The following is a 16,171-nucleotide window of genomic DNA, read 5'->3' as shown; positions in this document are numbered from 1 at the left end:
CTCGCCTCAATGATTGCGTGGCCGCCCCACCATAAGGGCCTAACGGCCGGCGCGCTGGTGTGCCGGGTTGCAGGGGGCGATGGGACGCACCAGCACCTCGCCGGTGGTGGAGACGAGCTTGATGAGCATGCCGCCTTTGTCGCCCGTCCGCCGCGCGACCACGGGGATGCCGAGATGGGCCAGCCGCGCCATGGCGGCGGCGACGTTGCGGGCGCCGACGCTCATTCCCTGCGTGGAGATGGGCAGGACCTCGGCGCCGCCGAACACCTTGGCCTCCAGGGGCGCACGGGGCCCGCAGATGCGCCGCATGGCCGCCGTGAGATGGTCGATGGCGATATTGCCGTAACGCAGGCTGGCTTCCTCTCCCTCGCTGCAGGGCAGGATGAAATGGTTGATGCCGCTGACACTGCGCACGCGGTCGGTGAGGCAGACCGAGACGCAGGATCCGAGCACCGTGGTCACGATGCTCGGCGTGATGGCGCAATGCATCAGGCCGGGCAGGAGATAGACCTGCAACGCCGGGCCCGCATCGTCGTCCATCCCCGTGTCGGGCGGGCTCATCGCCGCCCCGCCTGGATGATCTGGGAGGCGAGGTGCTGCAGCGGCACCACCTTGCCCGCGGCGCCCAACAGGATCGCCTCGCGCGGCATGCCGAACACCACCGATGTCTCCTCGTCCTGCGCGATGGTGTGCGCGCCAGCCTCCTGCATCTCCTTCAGCCCCTTGGCACCGTCGTCGCCCATGCCGGTCATGATGATGCCGGTGGCGTTGGCGCCGGCGAACCGGGCGGCCGAGCGGAACAGCACGTCCACGGACGGCCGGTGCCGCGAGACCAGCGGCCCGTCCTTCACCTCCACATAATAGCGCGCCCCGCTCCGGCGCAGCAGCGTGTGCTTGTTGCCGGGGGCGATGAGCACCCGGCCCCGCAGCACCGTGTCGCCGTCCTCCGCCTCCTTCACATCCACCTGGCAGAGGCCGTCGAGCCGCCGGGCGAAGGCGGCCGTGAAATGCTCCGGCATATGCTGGACGATGACCACCCCCGGGCTGTCGTGGGGCAGGGCTTCGAGCACCACCTTCAGGCTCTCGGTGCCGCCGGTGGAGGCGCCGATGCACACGATGGTCTCGGTGGTGCGCGACATGGCCTCGCGATGGACCGGCGGGGGGAGCATGGCGTCGGCGGTGAGCTTGACGCTCGGCGCCGGCCGCGCTCCGGCGGGGAAGCGGCCGCGGCGCGGCATGCGGGACAGGTCGGCCCTGGCCGCGGCCTTCACCGCATCGCAGATGCGCACGCTGGATTCCTGGAGGAACTGCCGGGTGCCCACCTTCGGCTTCAGGATGATGTCCACGGCGCCGGCCTCCAGCGCCTCGAGGAGCGTCGGCGAGCCGTCCTCCGTCAGGCTGGAGCACATCACCACAGGAATGGGCCGCTGGGCCATGAGCTTGCGCAGGAAGGTGATGCCGTCCATGCGCGGCATCTCCACATCAAGGGTGATGACGTCCGGCACCTCCTCCTGGATGCGCTTGGCCGCGACGAAGGGGTCGGACGCGGCGGCCAGGACCTCGATCTGCGGATCGCCGGAGAGGATGTCGGAGAGCGTCTGCCGGACCGAGGCGGAATCGTCGATGATGAGGACGCGGATGGGGCGGCCCATGGGTCAGGCCCGCTGGAAGATGGTGGTGGCCACGGGGCGCAGCGGCAGGCCGAAGCCCGTCAGCGTCTCCGAATGGCCCATGAAGAGGAAGCCGCCGGGCCGCAGGTGCGTGCAGAGCTGTTCCAGCACCTTTTTCTGCGTCGCCTTGTCGAAATAGATCAGGATGTTGCGGCAGAAGATGATGTGCATGTCCTGGTCCAGCGGATAGGGCTGCTCCATCAGGTTCAGGCGCCCGAACGCGATCATGCTCCGCAGCTCCGGCACCATGCGCACGCGGTCGAGGGCGCCGGATTTGGCGCGCATCACGTAGCGCTTGCGCAAATCCTGCGGCACCGGGGCGATCATGGCCTCGGGATAGATGCCGAGGGTCGCCGCTTCGACCACCTCGGTATTGATGTCGGTGGCGAGGATGGTGGCGCGCAGGCCCGCGTGCGCGCGGGCGATCTCGCTCGCGACCATGGCCAGCGTATAGGGTTCGGCACCGATGGAGCAGGCGGCGCTCCAGATCTTCAGCGGCGCCTTCGGCCCGATCTCGCGCTTCCTCAGAAGCTCCGGCACGGCCTGTTCGGCCATGAAGCGGAAATGCTCGGGCTCGCGGAAGAAGTCCGTCTTGTTGGTGGAGACGGCATCGATCAGGCTCACCGCCTCGCGGTCGAGGCCGTCCTGCTCGAAGAGGTAGCGGCAATAGTCCGTCAGGCTGGTGATGCCGAGCGCCCGCACCCGCCGCCGCAGCCGGCCTTCCACCATGGATTTCTTCGAGGTCGGCATCTTGATGCCGCTATAGCCATGGATGAACTCGGCGAGCCGCTGGAAGTCGCGGGCGCTGAGATGGTCCAGGGTTTCGAGGGTCTTGGCCGTCACGGTCCAGCGTCCTGCTTTCTTGGGGCCGGTATTCAGGAGGGGCGGTCAGGCCGCGATGGCGAGCGCGGCTAGGTCTTCGGCCGTGAACAGCTTCGGCAGGTGAAAGATGATGACGAAGCTCGCATCGCGGCGGCCGACGCCGGAAATGTAGTCCGAGCGCCAGCGCACGCCCACGTCCGGCGGCGGCTCGATGTCCTTCACCGGGAGCGAGAGCACCTCGATCACCCGGTCGGCCACCAGGCCCAGCACCAGCAGCCGGCCCTCGATGGCCACTTCCAGCACCAGGATGCGGGTTGTTTCGGTGGGCGGGATGGCCTCAAGCCCGAGCTTCAGCCGGAGATCGAGAACCGGAATGCTGCGCCCGCGCAGGTCGATGAGGCCGAGCACATAAGCGGGGGTTTCCGGGATGCGGAACACTGGCCGCATGTCGAGGATCTCGCGCACGGCCTCCACGGGCACCGCGAAGACCTCCCGGCCGATGCCGAGGGAGACGAGCTGCGCCTCCGCCCGGTGCGTGGTCACGCCGGCATCCATGGCTCAGTACCGCTCGAATTCGGCGTCGCGGGCATCGCCGCCGCCGAGGTCCAGGGCAATGCCCGGCGTGCGCCCGTTCGTGCGCGCCGTGCGCGGCTTCGCGTGGGTCGCGGCCTTGACGGCCGCCGAACCGGGGCGGGGCGGGGCCGGCATGCGGACCGCCGCCTTGGACGCGGGGGCGGGCACGGCAACCGTCCGGACCGGCGCCGGGGCGCGGGCGGAGACGGTGGCGCCTGTGGCGTCCACGCGGAAATAGGCGATGGAGGACTGGAGCTGCTCGGCCTGCGCCGCCAGCTCCTCCGACGTCGCCGACATCTGCTCGGAGGCGCCGGCATTCTGCTGGATCACCTTGTCGAGCTGCTGGATGGCCTGGTTCACCTGGTCGGCGCCGATATCCTGCTCGCGGCAGGCGGCGCTGATCTCCTCCACCAGCTCGGCGGTCTTCTTGATGTCGGGCACAAGCTTGGTGAGCATCTCGCCGGCATCTCGGGCCACCGTCACCGTCTGGGTGGAGAGGGTGCCGATCTCGGCCGCCGCCGTCTGGCTGCGCTCGGCCAGCTTGCGCACTTCCGAGGCGACCACCGCAAAGCCCCGGCCGTGCTCGCCGGCGCGGGCCGCCTCGACGGCGGCGTTGAGGGCGAGGAGGTCGGTCTGGCGGGCGATCTCCTGCACGATGGTGATCTTCTCGGCGATGGTCTGCATCGCCTGGACCGCCCGGCCCACCGCCTCGCCGCTGGACTGGGCGTCCACGGCCGACTGGCGGGCGATCTTCTCGGTCTGCGCCGCATTGTCGGCGTTCTGCTTGATGTTGGCGGCCATCTGCTCCATCGAGGAGGAGGCCTCTTCGGCAGCGCTCGCCTGCTCGGTGGCGCCGGAGGACAGCTCCTCCGCGCCGGCGGAGAGTTCCTGGCTGCCGGATGACACATTGTCGGCGGCGGACAGCGAATCCCCCACCACGGCGCGCAGCCGCTCCACCATGGAATTGACGTGCTCGATGAGGTCGCCCACCTCGTCATTGGGCGGGTTGGCGATGGTCTGGGTGAGGTCGCCCGAAGCCACGGCCTGAGCGAGGCTGCCGGCGCGGGAGAGGCCGCGGCTGATGCCGAAGCTGATCCAGATGCCCGCCGCCGCGCTGACGAGAAGCACGATGACGGCGGCGATCACGGCGGTGCGGATGGCGGCCTGGTTCTCCACATCGGCGTCGGCTTCGGCCGAATCCATCTGCTTGTGGTTCAGCTCGATAATCTCATCGAGGGGTTTGGCGATATCGCTCAGGATCTGCCGGCCCTGGACCTGCGACAGGGTGGTGGCCTGATTCTGATCGCCCCGCTGCATCACGTCGAGGATCTTGGCCTGGAGCGCGCCCCATTGCTGCCAGGGCCCATCCACGGCCGAAATGATGCTCCGGCCCTGCTCGGTGGAGAGGCCGCGGTATTTCTCAAGCAGCGCCGTGAACTTGGCCCGCTCCGTGGTCAGCTCGGCCTGGTAGCGGCTGATGGCCTCCGGCGTGTCGGAGAGGATCAGGTTCTTCTCGCGCCGGAGCACTTCCAGCATGGCCACGTGCAGGTCCGAGATCACCATGTTCCGCGCCACGGGGCCGCGCAGGATGTTGTCCGTATAAGTGTTCTGCGCGATGAGGCCGGAAATGCCGAGCCATGCCATGGCACTGGTGAGGAGGATGATGACGGCGAACGTCACCCCCAGTTTCAGCTTGATCGTCGCGCGCATGATCTGCCCCCAAAATCCCGTCCGAATGGTTCCGTTGGACGAGGGATCCCCCGATCACCCGCCCTCTGCCTTTACAAACCCGGGCCGCGAACGGCCGCTCTCACGCCGCGTGGCGCCCCGTCGGGTCCCCACCGAAATCCGATGTGCCCTGCCGGCCGGAGGCGAACACCGCCGCGATGTCGAGCACCACGACGAAGGCGCCCTCGCGCTTGGCGATGCAGCGGATGAATTCCTGCCGCCACGCCATGCCGATCTTCGGCGTCTCCTCGAGGGCGGCGGGGGCCATCTGCGTCACCTCGTAGACCTTGTCCGCGAGGAGGCCGATGGTGGTGCGGTCGCCGTCGAGGTCGATCTCGATGACGATGATGCGCGTGTCCACGGTGGGCGGGCGCAGCGCCATGCCGAACTTGTGCCGCAGGTCGGCCAGGGGCACGACCTTGCCGCGCACATTGATCAGCCCGCCCACGAAGGGGTTGCTGGTGGGCACCTCGGTCACCGGCACGAGGTCCAGGATCTCGCGCACATGGCAGGCTTCAAGCGCGAAGACGTTGTCGTCCAGGCTCAGGGTCACCACTTCCAGCGCGTGGTCATGAAAGGGTTTCATCAGCCGGCCGCCTTCAGGCGCTCTTCCTTCATCTGGCCGAACGAGACCAAATGCGGAACGTCGAGGATGAGGGCGACGGCGCCGTCGCCGAGGATGGTAGCGCCGGAGAACATCTCGATGTCGGAATGCAGCTTCGACATGGACTTGATGACCGTCTGGTGGTCGCCGATCACCTGGTCCACCACGAGGCCCACCTTGAAGTCGCCCGACGAGACCACGATGATCTTCTGGTAGCGCTCCGCCGGCAGCCGCGAGGAGAACAGCTCCCGCAGCCGCAGGAACGGCACGAGGTCGCCGCGGATGTTGAGGAAGCTGAGGCCGCGCGAGCGCGCATCCTCCTCCGTGGACAGCTCCACGCATTCCTCGACAGCGGTCAGCGGCACCACGTAGCGCCCCTGGCCGACGCGCACGAGCAGCCCGTCGATGATGGCCAGCGTAAGGGGCAGGCGAAGGGTGACCTTGGTGCCTTGCCCCTCGGTGCTGGCGATGTCGATGGTGCCGCGCAGGCCCTCCACCGTGCGCTTCACCACATCCATGCCGACGCCGCGGCCCGAAAGGCTGGTGACGGCGGCGGCGGTGGAGAAGCCCGGCTGGAACAGAACCTGGAACAGGTCCGCATCGCTGAGCACGGCGTCGGGCGCGATCAGGCCGCGCTGCTCCGCCCGCGTGCGGATGCGCTCGCGATTGAGGCCACGCCCGTCATCGGTGATGGTGACGAGCACTTCGGTGCCGGCATGCTGCGCGGAGAGCACCATGCGCCCGCGCTGCGGTTTTCCGGCGGCGAGCCGCTCCTGAGGGTCCTCAAGGCCATGGTCGATGGCGTTGCGGATCATGTGCACGAGCGGGTCGTTGAGCTGCTCGATGACGGTCTTGTCCAGCTCCGTCTCCTCGCCTTCCATGACGAGGTCCACCTGCTTGCCGAGGTCACGCGAGAGGTCGTGGACCACCCGGCGGAAGCGGCCGAACAGCGAGCCAATGGGCAGCATGCGGATGCCCATGGTGGTGTCGCGCAGCTCCAGCACCAGCCGCTCGATCTCCTCGGCAACCGCCTTCACCTGTGTGTCGGCAGAAAGGACGGCGATCTGCCGGAGGCGTGACTGGGTGATGACCAGTTCGCCCACCCGCTCCATCAGTTCGTCGAGGCGCTCGGCCGGCACGCGGACCGTGGCGGCGGCATTGGCGCGGCTCTGGCCCTCGCGGCGCTCGGTGAGCGCCGTGGCCTGCGCGGCGGAGGGGCAGGGGGCATCGTCTGCGGCGTCCTCGCAGGGAGCCGCCTCCTCGTCCCCGGCGTCCAGCGGCGAGATGTGGAGATCCATCTCGTCGCGGATGAACATGAACACGTCCTCGATCACCGAGAGCGGCTCGGACGTCTCAAGCTCCACGTCCCACGCCATGTAGCAGGCGGTGGGGTCCATTTCGGCAAGGGGCGGCACGTCGTGCGTGAACGCGGTCACCCTGGCGGTGCCCAGGGTGCGCAGCTCATCCAGGATCAGCAGCGGATTGGTACCGTTGGCCATGGCGTCGCGCGGCAGCTTCATGCGCACGCGCCAGGACGCGGGGGTGGCGGCGGCCGGGACGGGGAGGGCGGTGTCCGCTTTCGCGGGTGCGGCGCCCGGCTCGCAGATGCGGCGCAAGTCTCCCAGCAGCGCTTCGCCCGCGGCGAAATCGGCGGCCTCGATATCCTCGATCAGGATGCGCATATGGTCGAGGGCGCGCAGCGCCACGGCGATCAGCTCGCGGTTCGGCGCCATCACGCCCTGGCGCACCTTGTCGAAGGCGGTCTCCACATGGTGGGTGAAGGCGGCCACCGCCTCGAACCCGAACATGGCGCCCGAACCCTTGATGGTGTGGAGCGCGCGGAAGGCCGTGTCGATCATCTCGCCGTCGCCCGGCGCGTGATCGAGGTCCAGAAGGGTGACCTCGAGCAGCGCCAGCAGATCGTGGGCTTCCTGCCGGAAGATCGCCTTCGGGTCGGTGATGCTCACTGGCCCAGCACCTTCTTCGCGAGGGACAGCAATTGCTCCGGCTGGAAGGGCTTGGTGATCCACCCGGTGGCGCCCGCCGCCTTGGCCTCAGCCTTCTTGGCCGCGTCGGATTCCGTCGTCACGAGGATGATCGGCACGCCCGTGAGGGAGGGGAGCTTGCGCAGTTCCCGCACCAGGGTCACGCCGTCCATCACAGGCATGTTGAGGTCGGTCAGCACCATAGAGACCGGCGCGCCACGGGCCGCAGCGAGGCCCTGGGCGCCGTCGCCCGCCTCGATGACGTCATAGCCGGCGCCGGACAGCGTCATCTTGATCATCTGCCGCATGCTGGCGGAATCGTCGACGGTGAGGATGGTCTTGCCCATCACCGGTTTCCTTCTGTGGTGTTGAGCCAGAAAGCGCGGTCGGCGGCGCAGGCGTCCGTGGCGATGCCGGCGCGCAGCACCGCATCGTGCAGCGCGCCGCCGGAGGGATGGGTGAGCGTGAGGCGCGCACCGGAGGCCGCCGCGCTCCGGCGGGCGGCCAGGAGCAGCTGGACGAAGCTCAGGTCCACATGGGTCGCGCCGGAACAATCGATCTCGACGGCCCGGTGGCCGTCAAAGGCATCGATGAGCTGCGCCTGGATGCGGGCGGCGGAACGGACCGTCAGATCGCCGTCGAATGCGCAGCGGTGACTTGCGGCGTGCTCCCCCATGAATTCTTCCCCCAATCCAACTCTGCAACATTTGTTCGCTGCCCGGTTCTCGGTCAGCAGGCATCAAGTCCATGCGATGTCATATCGCCCGGATTTTATGATTTTCGATGATATTCTTTATTATAGAGTAAACTTATCGCCACAATAAGATAGTTGAATACGTGATACAATTATACCTTATGTCAAAATGTTCCCATAATGACTTATAATATCAGGTCACCATCAGATATTTCTGGCGAAAAATAAGTCCAATATGAATATATACAATCGTTCATGAGCGATATGTTCCGTATATATTCTCGCTCTTCTCATTCTGGGCGCCCAGCTGGGCAGACGCGCCGCAGTGTTATGCAACCGGAGAAAGCTTGCGCGAAGCTGTCCCAACGGAACGCCTGGCCAGCGATCCCTTACCCCCGGCACCTGACGGAAGCACGTGCGGCCCGTGGCCAGTCTGGGGCAAGCCTGCCACTTGATGATGCGACCGGCGCGAGGCGCCGCAGAGCCGAATATTGCCGGCTGCACGCGATTGAGAAGTTGAAAAATGGCCATACACACCGCGCCGCAGGCGGGCTCCGTCCCGCTCGGCACTGCTCCGCACGATGAGGTCACAAGCGTGATGGAGCGCTGGCAGAGCCTGTCGCTCACCCAGCGGCGCACGCTGCAGGTGCTCATCGACGAAATCGCCGTCACCACGGACCATGCGGAGACCAACGTCCAGAGCATTTCCGCCCGCTTCCAGAACATCGCCGCGACGACGCGGCAGCAGGCGGCGACGTTTCACGACCTTGTGACCTCGATCCAGACCGTCAAGCTCGACGGCGCCGAGATTCCCCTGACCGAAGTGGCCGGCGGGCTCGGCGAGACGCTGTCCCATCTCATCGGCAAGATCACCAGCATGTCGACCCACGGCGCCTCCATGGTCGGCGCGCTGGACGGCGTGTTCGGCGAGCTGAAGTCGGTGAATGCCAGCATCGCCGAGATCGACAAGATCAACCGGCAGACCAACCTCCTGGCCCTGAACGCCAAGATCGAGGCCGCCCGCGCAGGGGAGGCCGGGCGCGGCTTCGCCGTGGTCGCCGACGAGGTGCGAGAGCTGGCGAACGTGGTCAACCGGCTCTCGGACGCCATCCGCACGCAGATCGAATCGATTTCGCGCGGCCTGCGCGCCAGCCATGGCATGCTGCAGGAGATCGCCGCCCTCGACATGTCGCAGGAGAACCTCGCCGCCAATGCCCGGGTGAGGACGGTGATGCAGAGCCTGGTAGACCAGAACGCGCTGTTCGCCGACGTGTTGCGGCGCACGGCGGCCACCACCGAGCAGATCACCTCGGACGTCTCCGCCTCGGTGGTCGCCATGCAGTTCCAGGACCTGACAAAGCAGAAGCTGGAGAATGTCAGCGCCGTGATGCAGGCGCTCATCGCCGCCCTGGCGTCCCAGCCCGGCCCGTCGGGTAGAGAGAAGGTCGAGATCGACCGCGCGCTCGCCGAGAGGATCATCCAGGGCTGCACCTTGAGCGAGGTGCGCAACCGCCTCTCCGCCGGCATCCTCGGCACGCCTTTGGGAAGGGTGCAGAAAGATGCCGCGGACGGCGGCATGGAGCTGTTCTGAGGCCCCCAATACCACCCGCCGGATTTTCACCGGCACGCTGAAACGACTGGGAGGGCAGGGCGTTTCTTAACCAGAACAAGAGGAAGGAAACGCCCCATGGAACATGACCAGAGCCGGTACAGCGCCCGCCGCCTGGCGGAGATCGAACGGCAGAAGGCAATCGCGCGCGAGCACGAACACGCCCGGCTGAGATCGGGCGCCGGTGACCGCGACGGCCATGGCCAGAAGCCTGTCCCTTCCAGCGCACGGGACAGGCGACCCCAGGCCGCCGGCATCGGCGATGCGCCGAGCCCGGTGGGAGAGAACGATCTCGCCTGAGGGGTCAGGCCGCGCGCACGCACTCCAGGAAGGTATCCACGGAGCGGCCGAGATTGTGGGCGCGGTCCGCAAGGTCCACCGCCAGCATCTGCACCTCGTCCACATGCTCGCCATGTGAGGCGACGGAGGCCTGCACGCCGCCGATGCTGACCGAGACGGTCTGCGACCCGTCCGCCGCCTGGCTCATGCCCAAGGCGATGTCGCTGCTGGCGATGCCCTGGCGCATGGCCGCGTCGGCCACCTCCGTGGCGAGGAGGTTCATGCGCCGGATGGTGTCGCCGATGGTGTCGATGGCCCGCGCCGTGCCCTGGCTCGCATCCTGGACGGCGCGGATTTCGTCCGTGACCTGATCGGTGGCGCGGGCGGTCTGCTCGGCCAGCGCCTTCACCTCGTTGGCGACCACGGCGAAGCCGCGGCCCCTGTCGCCGGCCCGTGCGGCCTCGATGGTGGCGTTGAGGGCGAGAAGGTTGGTCTGCTCGGCGATGGAGGCGATGACGCGCACCACATCGCCGATCTTGCTGACCGCCTGAACGAGCTGGGTCGCCGCCGCGCCCGTCTGCTCCGTCTCCGACAGCGCCTCGGCGGCGATCTGGCTGGTGACGCGGATGCGTTCGCCGATCTCATTGGCCGAATTGGAGAGCTGGGCGGCATTGTCGGCGATGGAATCCACCGCCTGCGCCGCTTCCGCGGCCGCATTGAAGGCCACCTTGGCGTCGGAGGTGGTGGTGTGGGAGGCGTCCGCCATGGCGCTGGCGGCCGAGCTCATCTTCTCGGCGGCCTCGCGCACCGCGCTCATCATGCCCAGCGCCTCGTTCTCGAAGGCGCGCGCCGCCTCGGAGAGGCGCTCCACGCGGGCGTGCTCCGCCGCGACGCGGGCCCGGAGGTCCTCATCGGCTTCGGCCTTCTCCAGCAGCGCGAGCTGGAACACGGCGATGGCGTCCGCCATCTCGCCGATTTCGTCGCGATGCCCGGTATAGGGGACGTCCACCGCCAGCTCGTTATTGGCGAGCGCCGTCATGGTGCGCTTCAGGCGGCCGAGGGGGCGCTGGATCTGCGTCACCGAGAGCCAGATGGCGGCGGCCAGCACCAGAACGAGGCCCACGATCGGCACCACGATCAGCAGCACCTGCGCCTTGTCGCGCGACGCGTCGGCGGCGAGGCGGGTGCGGTCGAGGCCGGCCAGCACGTCGCGGCCCAGCGCCTCGATGGTGCTGATCATCTGCTCGCGGCTCTTGATGGTCGGCTCTTCCGACGCCTGGAGCAAGGCGGCTTGCGGGGAGATGGTGAGGCCGAGCTGGGCGGTGTCCTGCTGGTAGGCGATGAATTCGTTGAGCTGGTTGGTGAGGCGCAGCTTCTGCACCGGCTCCAGAAGGTCGCCGAGGGCGGCGAAGAACGGCTCGCGCGCGGCCTGCACGTCCTTCAGCGCTGCCTCCAGGCCCTGCAGCTTGTCCTTCGCGGCCGCCTTGTCCCTGGCGGTGTAGACGGTGTTGGCCTGGACGACCGAATGCTCGATGGCGCGGGCGAGGTTCTGCGCCTGGAGCGCACCGTTCCAGATGGCCTCCACCTGCTCCGCCCGCTGCTGCTCCGCCGAAATCTGCACATAGCCGAACGCGGAGACGGCGATGGTGAGGCAGGCCAGCAGGGCCAGCACGACACCGAGCTTGCGGCCAATGGTCATGCGGGGGGAAAACCCGCGGAGGGAGAAGGAGCGCAGCGCGGAGAGGGGGGGCGAACGGAACGCGGGCCGCTGGCGCGTCAAGGCGAGGCTCATGGCAATGTCCGTGGCAAGAACACAATTGCCGGACACCTGCCGCGCCATATTTTACGGGCGTATGACGTTTGCAGGCTAAGCTTTCGTGGAGCTTGCATCCTGGATTTTGTCATGCCGGGAGCGCATGGCGGGCGGGGACGTGAACCGCCGCCCTTATATGGACGCTGCCTTCCCCACGGCCGTCAGGAGCCGAACCATCGCCGTCTGCGAGTGCACCCCCGTCTTGGTGTAGATCGCCTTCATCTGGGTCTTGACGGTCTCGCGGGACACGCCGTTCTCCGCGGCGATGGCCTCCGGCGTCTTCAGGTCCGCCATGGCGCGGGCGACCCTGGCTTCCGCGGGCGTGAGATCGAACAATGCGGAGAGCAGGCTGGCGCGGGGCGATGCGGCGATGCCGACCGTGTTCGCGATCACGATGAAGGCGGCGCCCGAAAACACATCGCTGGCCGCGCGCCGCACGGGCAGGACGTGGATGACGAGGCCGGGTTCCCCGACCCGCCCCCTTACGGGAATGGACGCCACATCGGCCACGCTCCCCGGCTCGGAGAGCTGCATCAGCGCCCTGCCCAGCAGGTCGTCCGCCGTCTTGCTGGTGAGGGTCAGCCGCTCGCGCCGGTCGGCGAAGACCTCGGGGATGAGGGCCTCCATCTGCGTGTTTGCCGCCAGAAGCCGGCCATTGGGCCGGACCACGGCCGCGGCCGTGCCGACCGCACTCAGGGCCGCGGTCGTCGCCTGGGCATGGGCCATGGCGAGGCGCATGGAAAGATAGGCCGCACGGCCCAGATGCGGGCGCAGCGCATCCAGCGCCGCGATATGCTTGTGCGGGAAGGGGCCGGCTGCGTAGGCGCGCTCCATGGTGAAGAAGATGCTGTCGCCATCGGGCAGCTCCATGGCGGTGCCCGCCCCCCAGCCCGCGCCGATCTTGCGGAAGAACTCGATGTAGACCGGCTCCCGCTCCAATTCCTCGGGCGTGAACAAATCGAGGTCGTGCACCCAGCCGGCGTGGTTGAACGCCAGCAGACGGTTTGCCCGAGAATTGTTCTCCAGCCAGCCCCCGGCCACGAAGCCCTCCCACAGGGCGAGGACACCGGGCGATGCGACCCACCGGGTCCTCGCGTCCCGCAGCACGAACAGGAGGCCGCCGAGGCACCCGGTCTCCTCCGCGACCCGTTGCAGCGTGTCTTCCCAAAGCTCCGGGATCGCCGCGGATTCGTAGATGCGATCGATCAGGGTGTCGGACATTGCATGCCTGGCCGCGCCGAAGAAACGGAATGGCCGCCTGAAGCGGGTGCTCTCAAGCAGCCTACCACTGCCCGGTGGCACCTTGTACAGTCCTTATGTACTTGGCCCCGCTCATCTCTTGACGGCGCCGCCCGTCGGGGCGCGAGCGTTTCATACTGCGCGGCGGCCCGGCCATGCTCAGGACACGACGGCCTGACCCGAAGCCCACGCCTTTGGCGAAGGCAGCAATGCGTCCCCGGGCCGTTTCGTGATCGAGAAAGCGTTCGCCGAACGCCGGCCCGCTGGCACGCCGCGTGCATCTTGCTGAGAACAAGGCTGGAAAATGCCGGGAAAAAGTGAATAAGCTGCGAACGAAATTTGCAAACCCGGCAAACGGCTTTCCTGATGATCCAGGGAAAACCGTTGCGGGGGTTGGATTATCGGTGGGGGGATATTTTTCAGCACGCGGATTAGAATTTTGCCAAGTCTCAATCGAAGCGAACCTCTCAATCGAAACGAACCTGGCGAAAAGGGTGACACCATGCCGGCCAAGCGCGCGAAGGCCATCGAAGAGGCGCTCCACGAGCCCATCGTTTCCTCCGCCCACCTCGCCGCCGGCGGGTCACCCGCATTGTCGGAGACCGAGTTCGGGCTGATCCTGGCGGTGCATGCGTTCGAGCGCTGGATCGTGCGCTGCATGGCGGCATCAGGCGTCCCGAACCTCTCGCCGCTGGAAGTGCTGATCCTCCACGCCGTGCGCCACCGCGACCGGCCGAAGCCCTGCGCCGACATCTCCCTCATCCTGGATATCGAGGAGGCGCATGTCGCCTCCTATGCGCTGCGCAAGCTGGAGGTGGCGGGCCTCGTCTCCATGCAGCGGGTGGGCAAGGAGAAGATGGTGCAGGCCACCAAGCGCGGGGTCGAGGTCTGCACCCGCTACGCCACCATCCGCGAACAATTGCTGGTCAAGCCGCTGCGGTCATCCGGCGGCCCGTCCGAGCCGGTGCTCTCGGAAGTGGGCGAGGTGCTCCGGGCCGTGTCCGGCTACTACAACCAGGCCGCCCGCTCGGCGGCCACCGTTTGAAGCGCCCTCAGGGCCGGGAAAGGGACGATAGTGGCACAGGAAGCCGTCCATCTTGAAACCGACGTGCTCGTGGTCGGCGCGGGCGCGGCGGGCATGGCCGCCGCGCTCTCCGCAGGCGGCGCGGGCGCGAGCGTCATCATCGCCGACCGCAGCCTGATCGGGCGCTCGGGCGCCACCATCATGGCGCAGATGACCGTCGCCGTGGCCTTGGGCGAGGAGGTGCCGGACCATTGGGAGCACCATTTCGCCGACACCATGGCCGCCGGCCGCGGCCTGTGCGACGCCGACCTCGCGCAGCTCGTCTGCGAGGAAGGGCCGATCGACATCCGCCAGATGGACACCTGGAAGGTGGGCTGGGCGCGCAAGCCGGACGGCACCATCCGCCAGACCCAGGCGCCCGGCCATGACCGCCCGCGCTGCGTCTATGTGGACTTCCTCTCCACTGGCCCGGCCGTGGCGAAGACCCTGCGCGGCCGCGTGCTGCGGCAGGACGGGGTGACCCGCGTCGGCGATCTCTACATCACCGACCTCATTGTCCGCGACGGGGCGGTGGCGGGGGCTGTCGGCTTCTCGGTGGCGGACGGGCGCACGGTGACCATCTCCGCAGGCGCCGTGGTGCTCGCCACCGGCGGGCTGACCCGGCTCTACCGGCGCAACAGCGCCTCTGCCAACATGGGCGGCGATGGCTATGCGCTGGCGCTGCGGGCCGGTGCCGAGCTCATGGACATGGAGTTCGTGCAATTCTTCCCCATCGGCCATCTGGCGCCGCGCCTCGTGGGCATGGACCCCATCATGTGGGACCCGTTCCGCTACAAGCTGGGCGGGCGGCTGCTCAACGCCGAGCTGCGCGAGTTCGTGAACGATTACGGCAATGAGGAAGAGGGCAAGTACAACGTCACCCGCGACCGGGCGACCTATGCCATCCTCAGCGAAGTGGCGGCCGGGCGCGGTTCGCCCGCCGGCGGCGCCTATCTCTCTTTCCAGCACATTCCCGAGCAGCAATTGCGCGAGGCGTTCGGGCCGGTGATCGACCGGCTCGCTTCCAACGGCATCGACCTCGGCAAGATGCCCATCGAGGTGGCGCCCATCGCCCATTACCATATGGGCGGCGTGCGGGTGGACATGGAGATGGAGACCGGCGTCGCGAACCTGTTCGCCGCCGGCGAAGTGAATGCCGGCGCCAACGGGGCGAACCGCCTCTCCGGCAATGCCATCACCGAGGCCCTGGTGTTCGGCCGCCGCGCGGGGGCTTCCGCCGCCAAGCGCGCTCGGTCGGCGCCGCGCGCCGCCGCGGCCCCGCCGGCCGCTTTCATGGATCTCATCGGCGCCGCGACCGCCCCGGCGCAGGAGAATTTCGCCGGCGCCATCGCCGAGCTTCAGAACATCATGGCCGACCTCGTCGGCCCGTTCCGCACGGAGGAGGGGCTGAAGGAAGCCCTCGTCCGCCTCGCCGCGCTCAAGGCGCTTTTGGGTGACCTGCCGCCGGGCAGCCCCGGCCCCTACAATATGGGCCGGCTGGACTGGTTCGACCTCAGGTCCATGCTGCTGGTGGCCGAGACCGTCACCATGGCGGCGCTGGCGCGCAAGGAGAGCCGGGGCGCGCACCAGCGCAGCGACTTCCCCACCATGGATGATGCCCTGGTGTTCCACCAGACCGTGGCCCTCTCCGGCGACACCCTCGTGCTCGGCCGCCGCGCGGTCTACGGCACCAAGATTTCCGAGGTCGCGTGATGAGTGTCACAGCCAAGCTGATCGTCCGCCGAGGCAATGCCGGCGAGGCGGCCTTCACCAGCGAGTATGAGGTGCCCTACACGCCCGGCCAGTCGGTGCTGGACGGCCTGCGCTATGTGCGCGCCCATATGGACGAGACCCTGAGCGTCCGCCATTCCTGCATCAATGCGAACACCTGCAAGGAATGCATGATCATCGTCGACGGCAAGGTGGAATATGCCTGCACGGCCCGCCTGGAGCCGCGCGACATGGTGCTGGAGCCGCTCTCCAATAAGGCGCACCTGCGGGACCTCGTGACCGAGATCGGCCCGCCCGATGAGCGCCTGGAGCATGCGCTGAAGGTGCAGGCCGCCGCCAAGACACAGGCGGCGGGCTGAAC

At 67.8% G+C, this 16,171-nt stretch carries 16 protein-coding genes; 5 read left to right on the top strand and 11 right to left on the bottom strand.

Features of this window, described 5'->3' with window-relative positions:
* Positions 1 to 39 precede the first annotated feature (39 nt).
* From ABLE91_RS01680 to ABLE91_RS01640, 9 genes are all read right to left on the bottom strand, one after another.
* The gene (locus tag ABLE91_RS01680) at positions 40 to 561 is read right to left on the bottom strand and encodes a chemotaxis protein CheD (RefSeq protein WP_348927822.1); all 522 of its coding nucleotides are present in this window, start codon (positions 559 to 561) and stop codon (positions 40 to 42) included.
* On the bottom strand, positions 558 to 1,652 hold the full coding sequence (locus ABLE91_RS01675; RefSeq protein ID WP_348927820.1) for a protein-glutamate methylesterase/protein-glutamine glutaminase: 1,095 nt from the start codon (positions 1,650 to 1,652) through the stop codon (positions 558 to 560). Before ABLE91_RS01675 ends, ABLE91_RS01680 begins: the two co-directional genes overlap by 4 nt.
* Before the next feature lie 3 nt (positions 1,653 to 1,655).
* Positions 1,656 to 2,513, bottom strand: a complete 858-nt coding sequence (locus ABLE91_RS01670) for a CheR family methyltransferase (protein WP_348927818.1) — start codon at positions 2,511 to 2,513, stop codon at positions 1,656 to 1,658.
* 45 nt (positions 2,514 to 2,558) lie between these two features.
* Positions 2,559 to 3,047 (bottom strand): chemotaxis protein CheW, encoded by a 489-nt coding sequence (locus ABLE91_RS01665; RefSeq protein ID WP_348927816.1) that lies wholly within the window; start codon positions 3,045 to 3,047, stop codon positions 2,559 to 2,561.
* 3 nt (positions 3,048 to 3,050) lie between these two features.
* Entirely contained in the window at positions 3,051 to 4,775 is a 1,725-nt protein-coding gene (locus ABLE91_RS01660) for a methyl-accepting chemotaxis protein (RefSeq protein WP_348927815.1), read from the bottom strand.
* A 100-nt stretch (positions 4,776 to 4,875) separates the two neighbouring features.
* A complete protein-coding gene (locus ABLE91_RS01655) occupies positions 4,876 to 5,379 on the bottom strand; it encodes a chemotaxis protein CheW (protein ID WP_348927813.1) in 504 nt (167 codons plus the stop codon).
* Entirely contained in the window at positions 5,379 to 7,364 is a 1,986-nt protein-coding gene (locus tag ABLE91_RS01650; protein WP_348927811.1) for a chemotaxis protein CheA, read from the bottom strand. Before ABLE91_RS01650 ends, ABLE91_RS01655 begins: the two co-directional genes overlap by 1 nt.
* Complete coding sequence (locus ABLE91_RS01645) at positions 7,361 to 7,729, bottom strand: response regulator (RefSeq protein ID WP_348927809.1); 369 nt, start codon at positions 7,727 to 7,729, stop codon at positions 7,361 to 7,363. Before ABLE91_RS01645 ends, ABLE91_RS01650 begins: the two co-directional genes overlap by 4 nt.
* A complete protein-coding gene (locus ABLE91_RS01640) occupies positions 7,729 to 8,058 on the bottom strand; it encodes an STAS domain-containing protein (RefSeq protein WP_348927807.1) in 330 nt (109 codons plus the stop codon). The genes ABLE91_RS01645 and ABLE91_RS01640 overlap by 1 nt, the downstream gene beginning before the upstream one ends.
* 541 nt (positions 8,059 to 8,599) lie before the next feature.
* Between ABLE91_RS01640 and ABLE91_RS01635 the strand changes: the two genes are divergently transcribed.
* Both ABLE91_RS01635 and ABLE91_RS01630 read left to right on the top strand, forming a co-directional pair.
* Positions 8,600 to 9,667, top strand: a complete 1,068-nt coding sequence (locus ABLE91_RS01635; protein WP_348927805.1) for a methyl-accepting chemotaxis protein — start codon at positions 8,600 to 8,602, stop codon at positions 9,665 to 9,667.
* A gap of 96 nt (positions 9,668 to 9,763) precedes the next feature.
* The gene (locus tag ABLE91_RS01630) at positions 9,764 to 9,985 is read left to right on the top strand and encodes a hypothetical protein (protein WP_348927804.1); all 222 of its coding nucleotides are present in this window, start codon (positions 9,764 to 9,766) and stop codon (positions 9,983 to 9,985) included.
* 4 nt (positions 9,986 to 9,989) lie between these two features.
* Here ABLE91_RS01630 and ABLE91_RS01625 read toward each other — a convergent pair whose 3' ends face one another.
* Complete coding sequence (locus tag ABLE91_RS01625) at positions 9,990 to 11,756, bottom strand: methyl-accepting chemotaxis protein (RefSeq protein WP_348927802.1); 1,767 nt, start codon at positions 11,754 to 11,756, stop codon at positions 9,990 to 9,992.
* Positions 11,757 to 11,909: 153 nt separating this feature from the next.
* The gene (locus ABLE91_RS01620; protein ID WP_348927800.1) at positions 11,910 to 12,998 is read right to left on the bottom strand and encodes a helix-turn-helix transcriptional regulator; all 1,089 of its coding nucleotides are present in this window, start codon (positions 12,996 to 12,998) and stop codon (positions 11,910 to 11,912) included.
* A gap of 520 nt (positions 12,999 to 13,518) precedes the next feature.
* Between ABLE91_RS01620 and ABLE91_RS01615 the strand changes: the two genes are divergently transcribed.
* The 3 genes from ABLE91_RS01615 to ABLE91_RS01605 are packed head-to-tail and all read left to right on the top strand — an operon-like array spanning position 13,519 to position 16,169.
* The gene (locus tag ABLE91_RS01615) at positions 13,519 to 14,061 is read left to right on the top strand and encodes a winged helix DNA-binding protein (protein ID WP_348927798.1); all 543 of its coding nucleotides are present in this window, start codon (positions 13,519 to 13,521) and stop codon (positions 14,059 to 14,061) included.
* A gap of 30 nt (positions 14,062 to 14,091) precedes the next feature.
* Positions 14,092 to 15,792 (top strand): FAD-binding protein, encoded by a 1,701-nt coding sequence (locus ABLE91_RS01610; protein WP_348927796.1) that lies wholly within the window; start codon positions 14,092 to 14,094, stop codon positions 15,790 to 15,792.
* The gene (locus ABLE91_RS01605) at positions 15,792 to 16,169 is read left to right on the top strand and encodes a 2Fe-2S iron-sulfur cluster-binding protein (RefSeq protein ID WP_348927794.1); all 378 of its coding nucleotides are present in this window, start codon (positions 15,792 to 15,794) and stop codon (positions 16,167 to 16,169) included. Before ABLE91_RS01610 ends, ABLE91_RS01605 begins: the two co-directional genes overlap by 1 nt.
* The last annotated feature ends 2 nt before the right edge of the window (positions 16,170 to 16,171 follow it).

The sequence above is a fragment of the Aquabacter albus genome (assembly GCF_040049275.1).
Lineage (GTDB): Bacteria > Pseudomonadota > Alphaproteobacteria > Rhizobiales > Xanthobacteraceae > Aquabacter.
The sequence above is the reverse complement of the archived record's forward strand: the minus strand, read 5'-3'. Positions and strand labels throughout refer to the sequence as shown.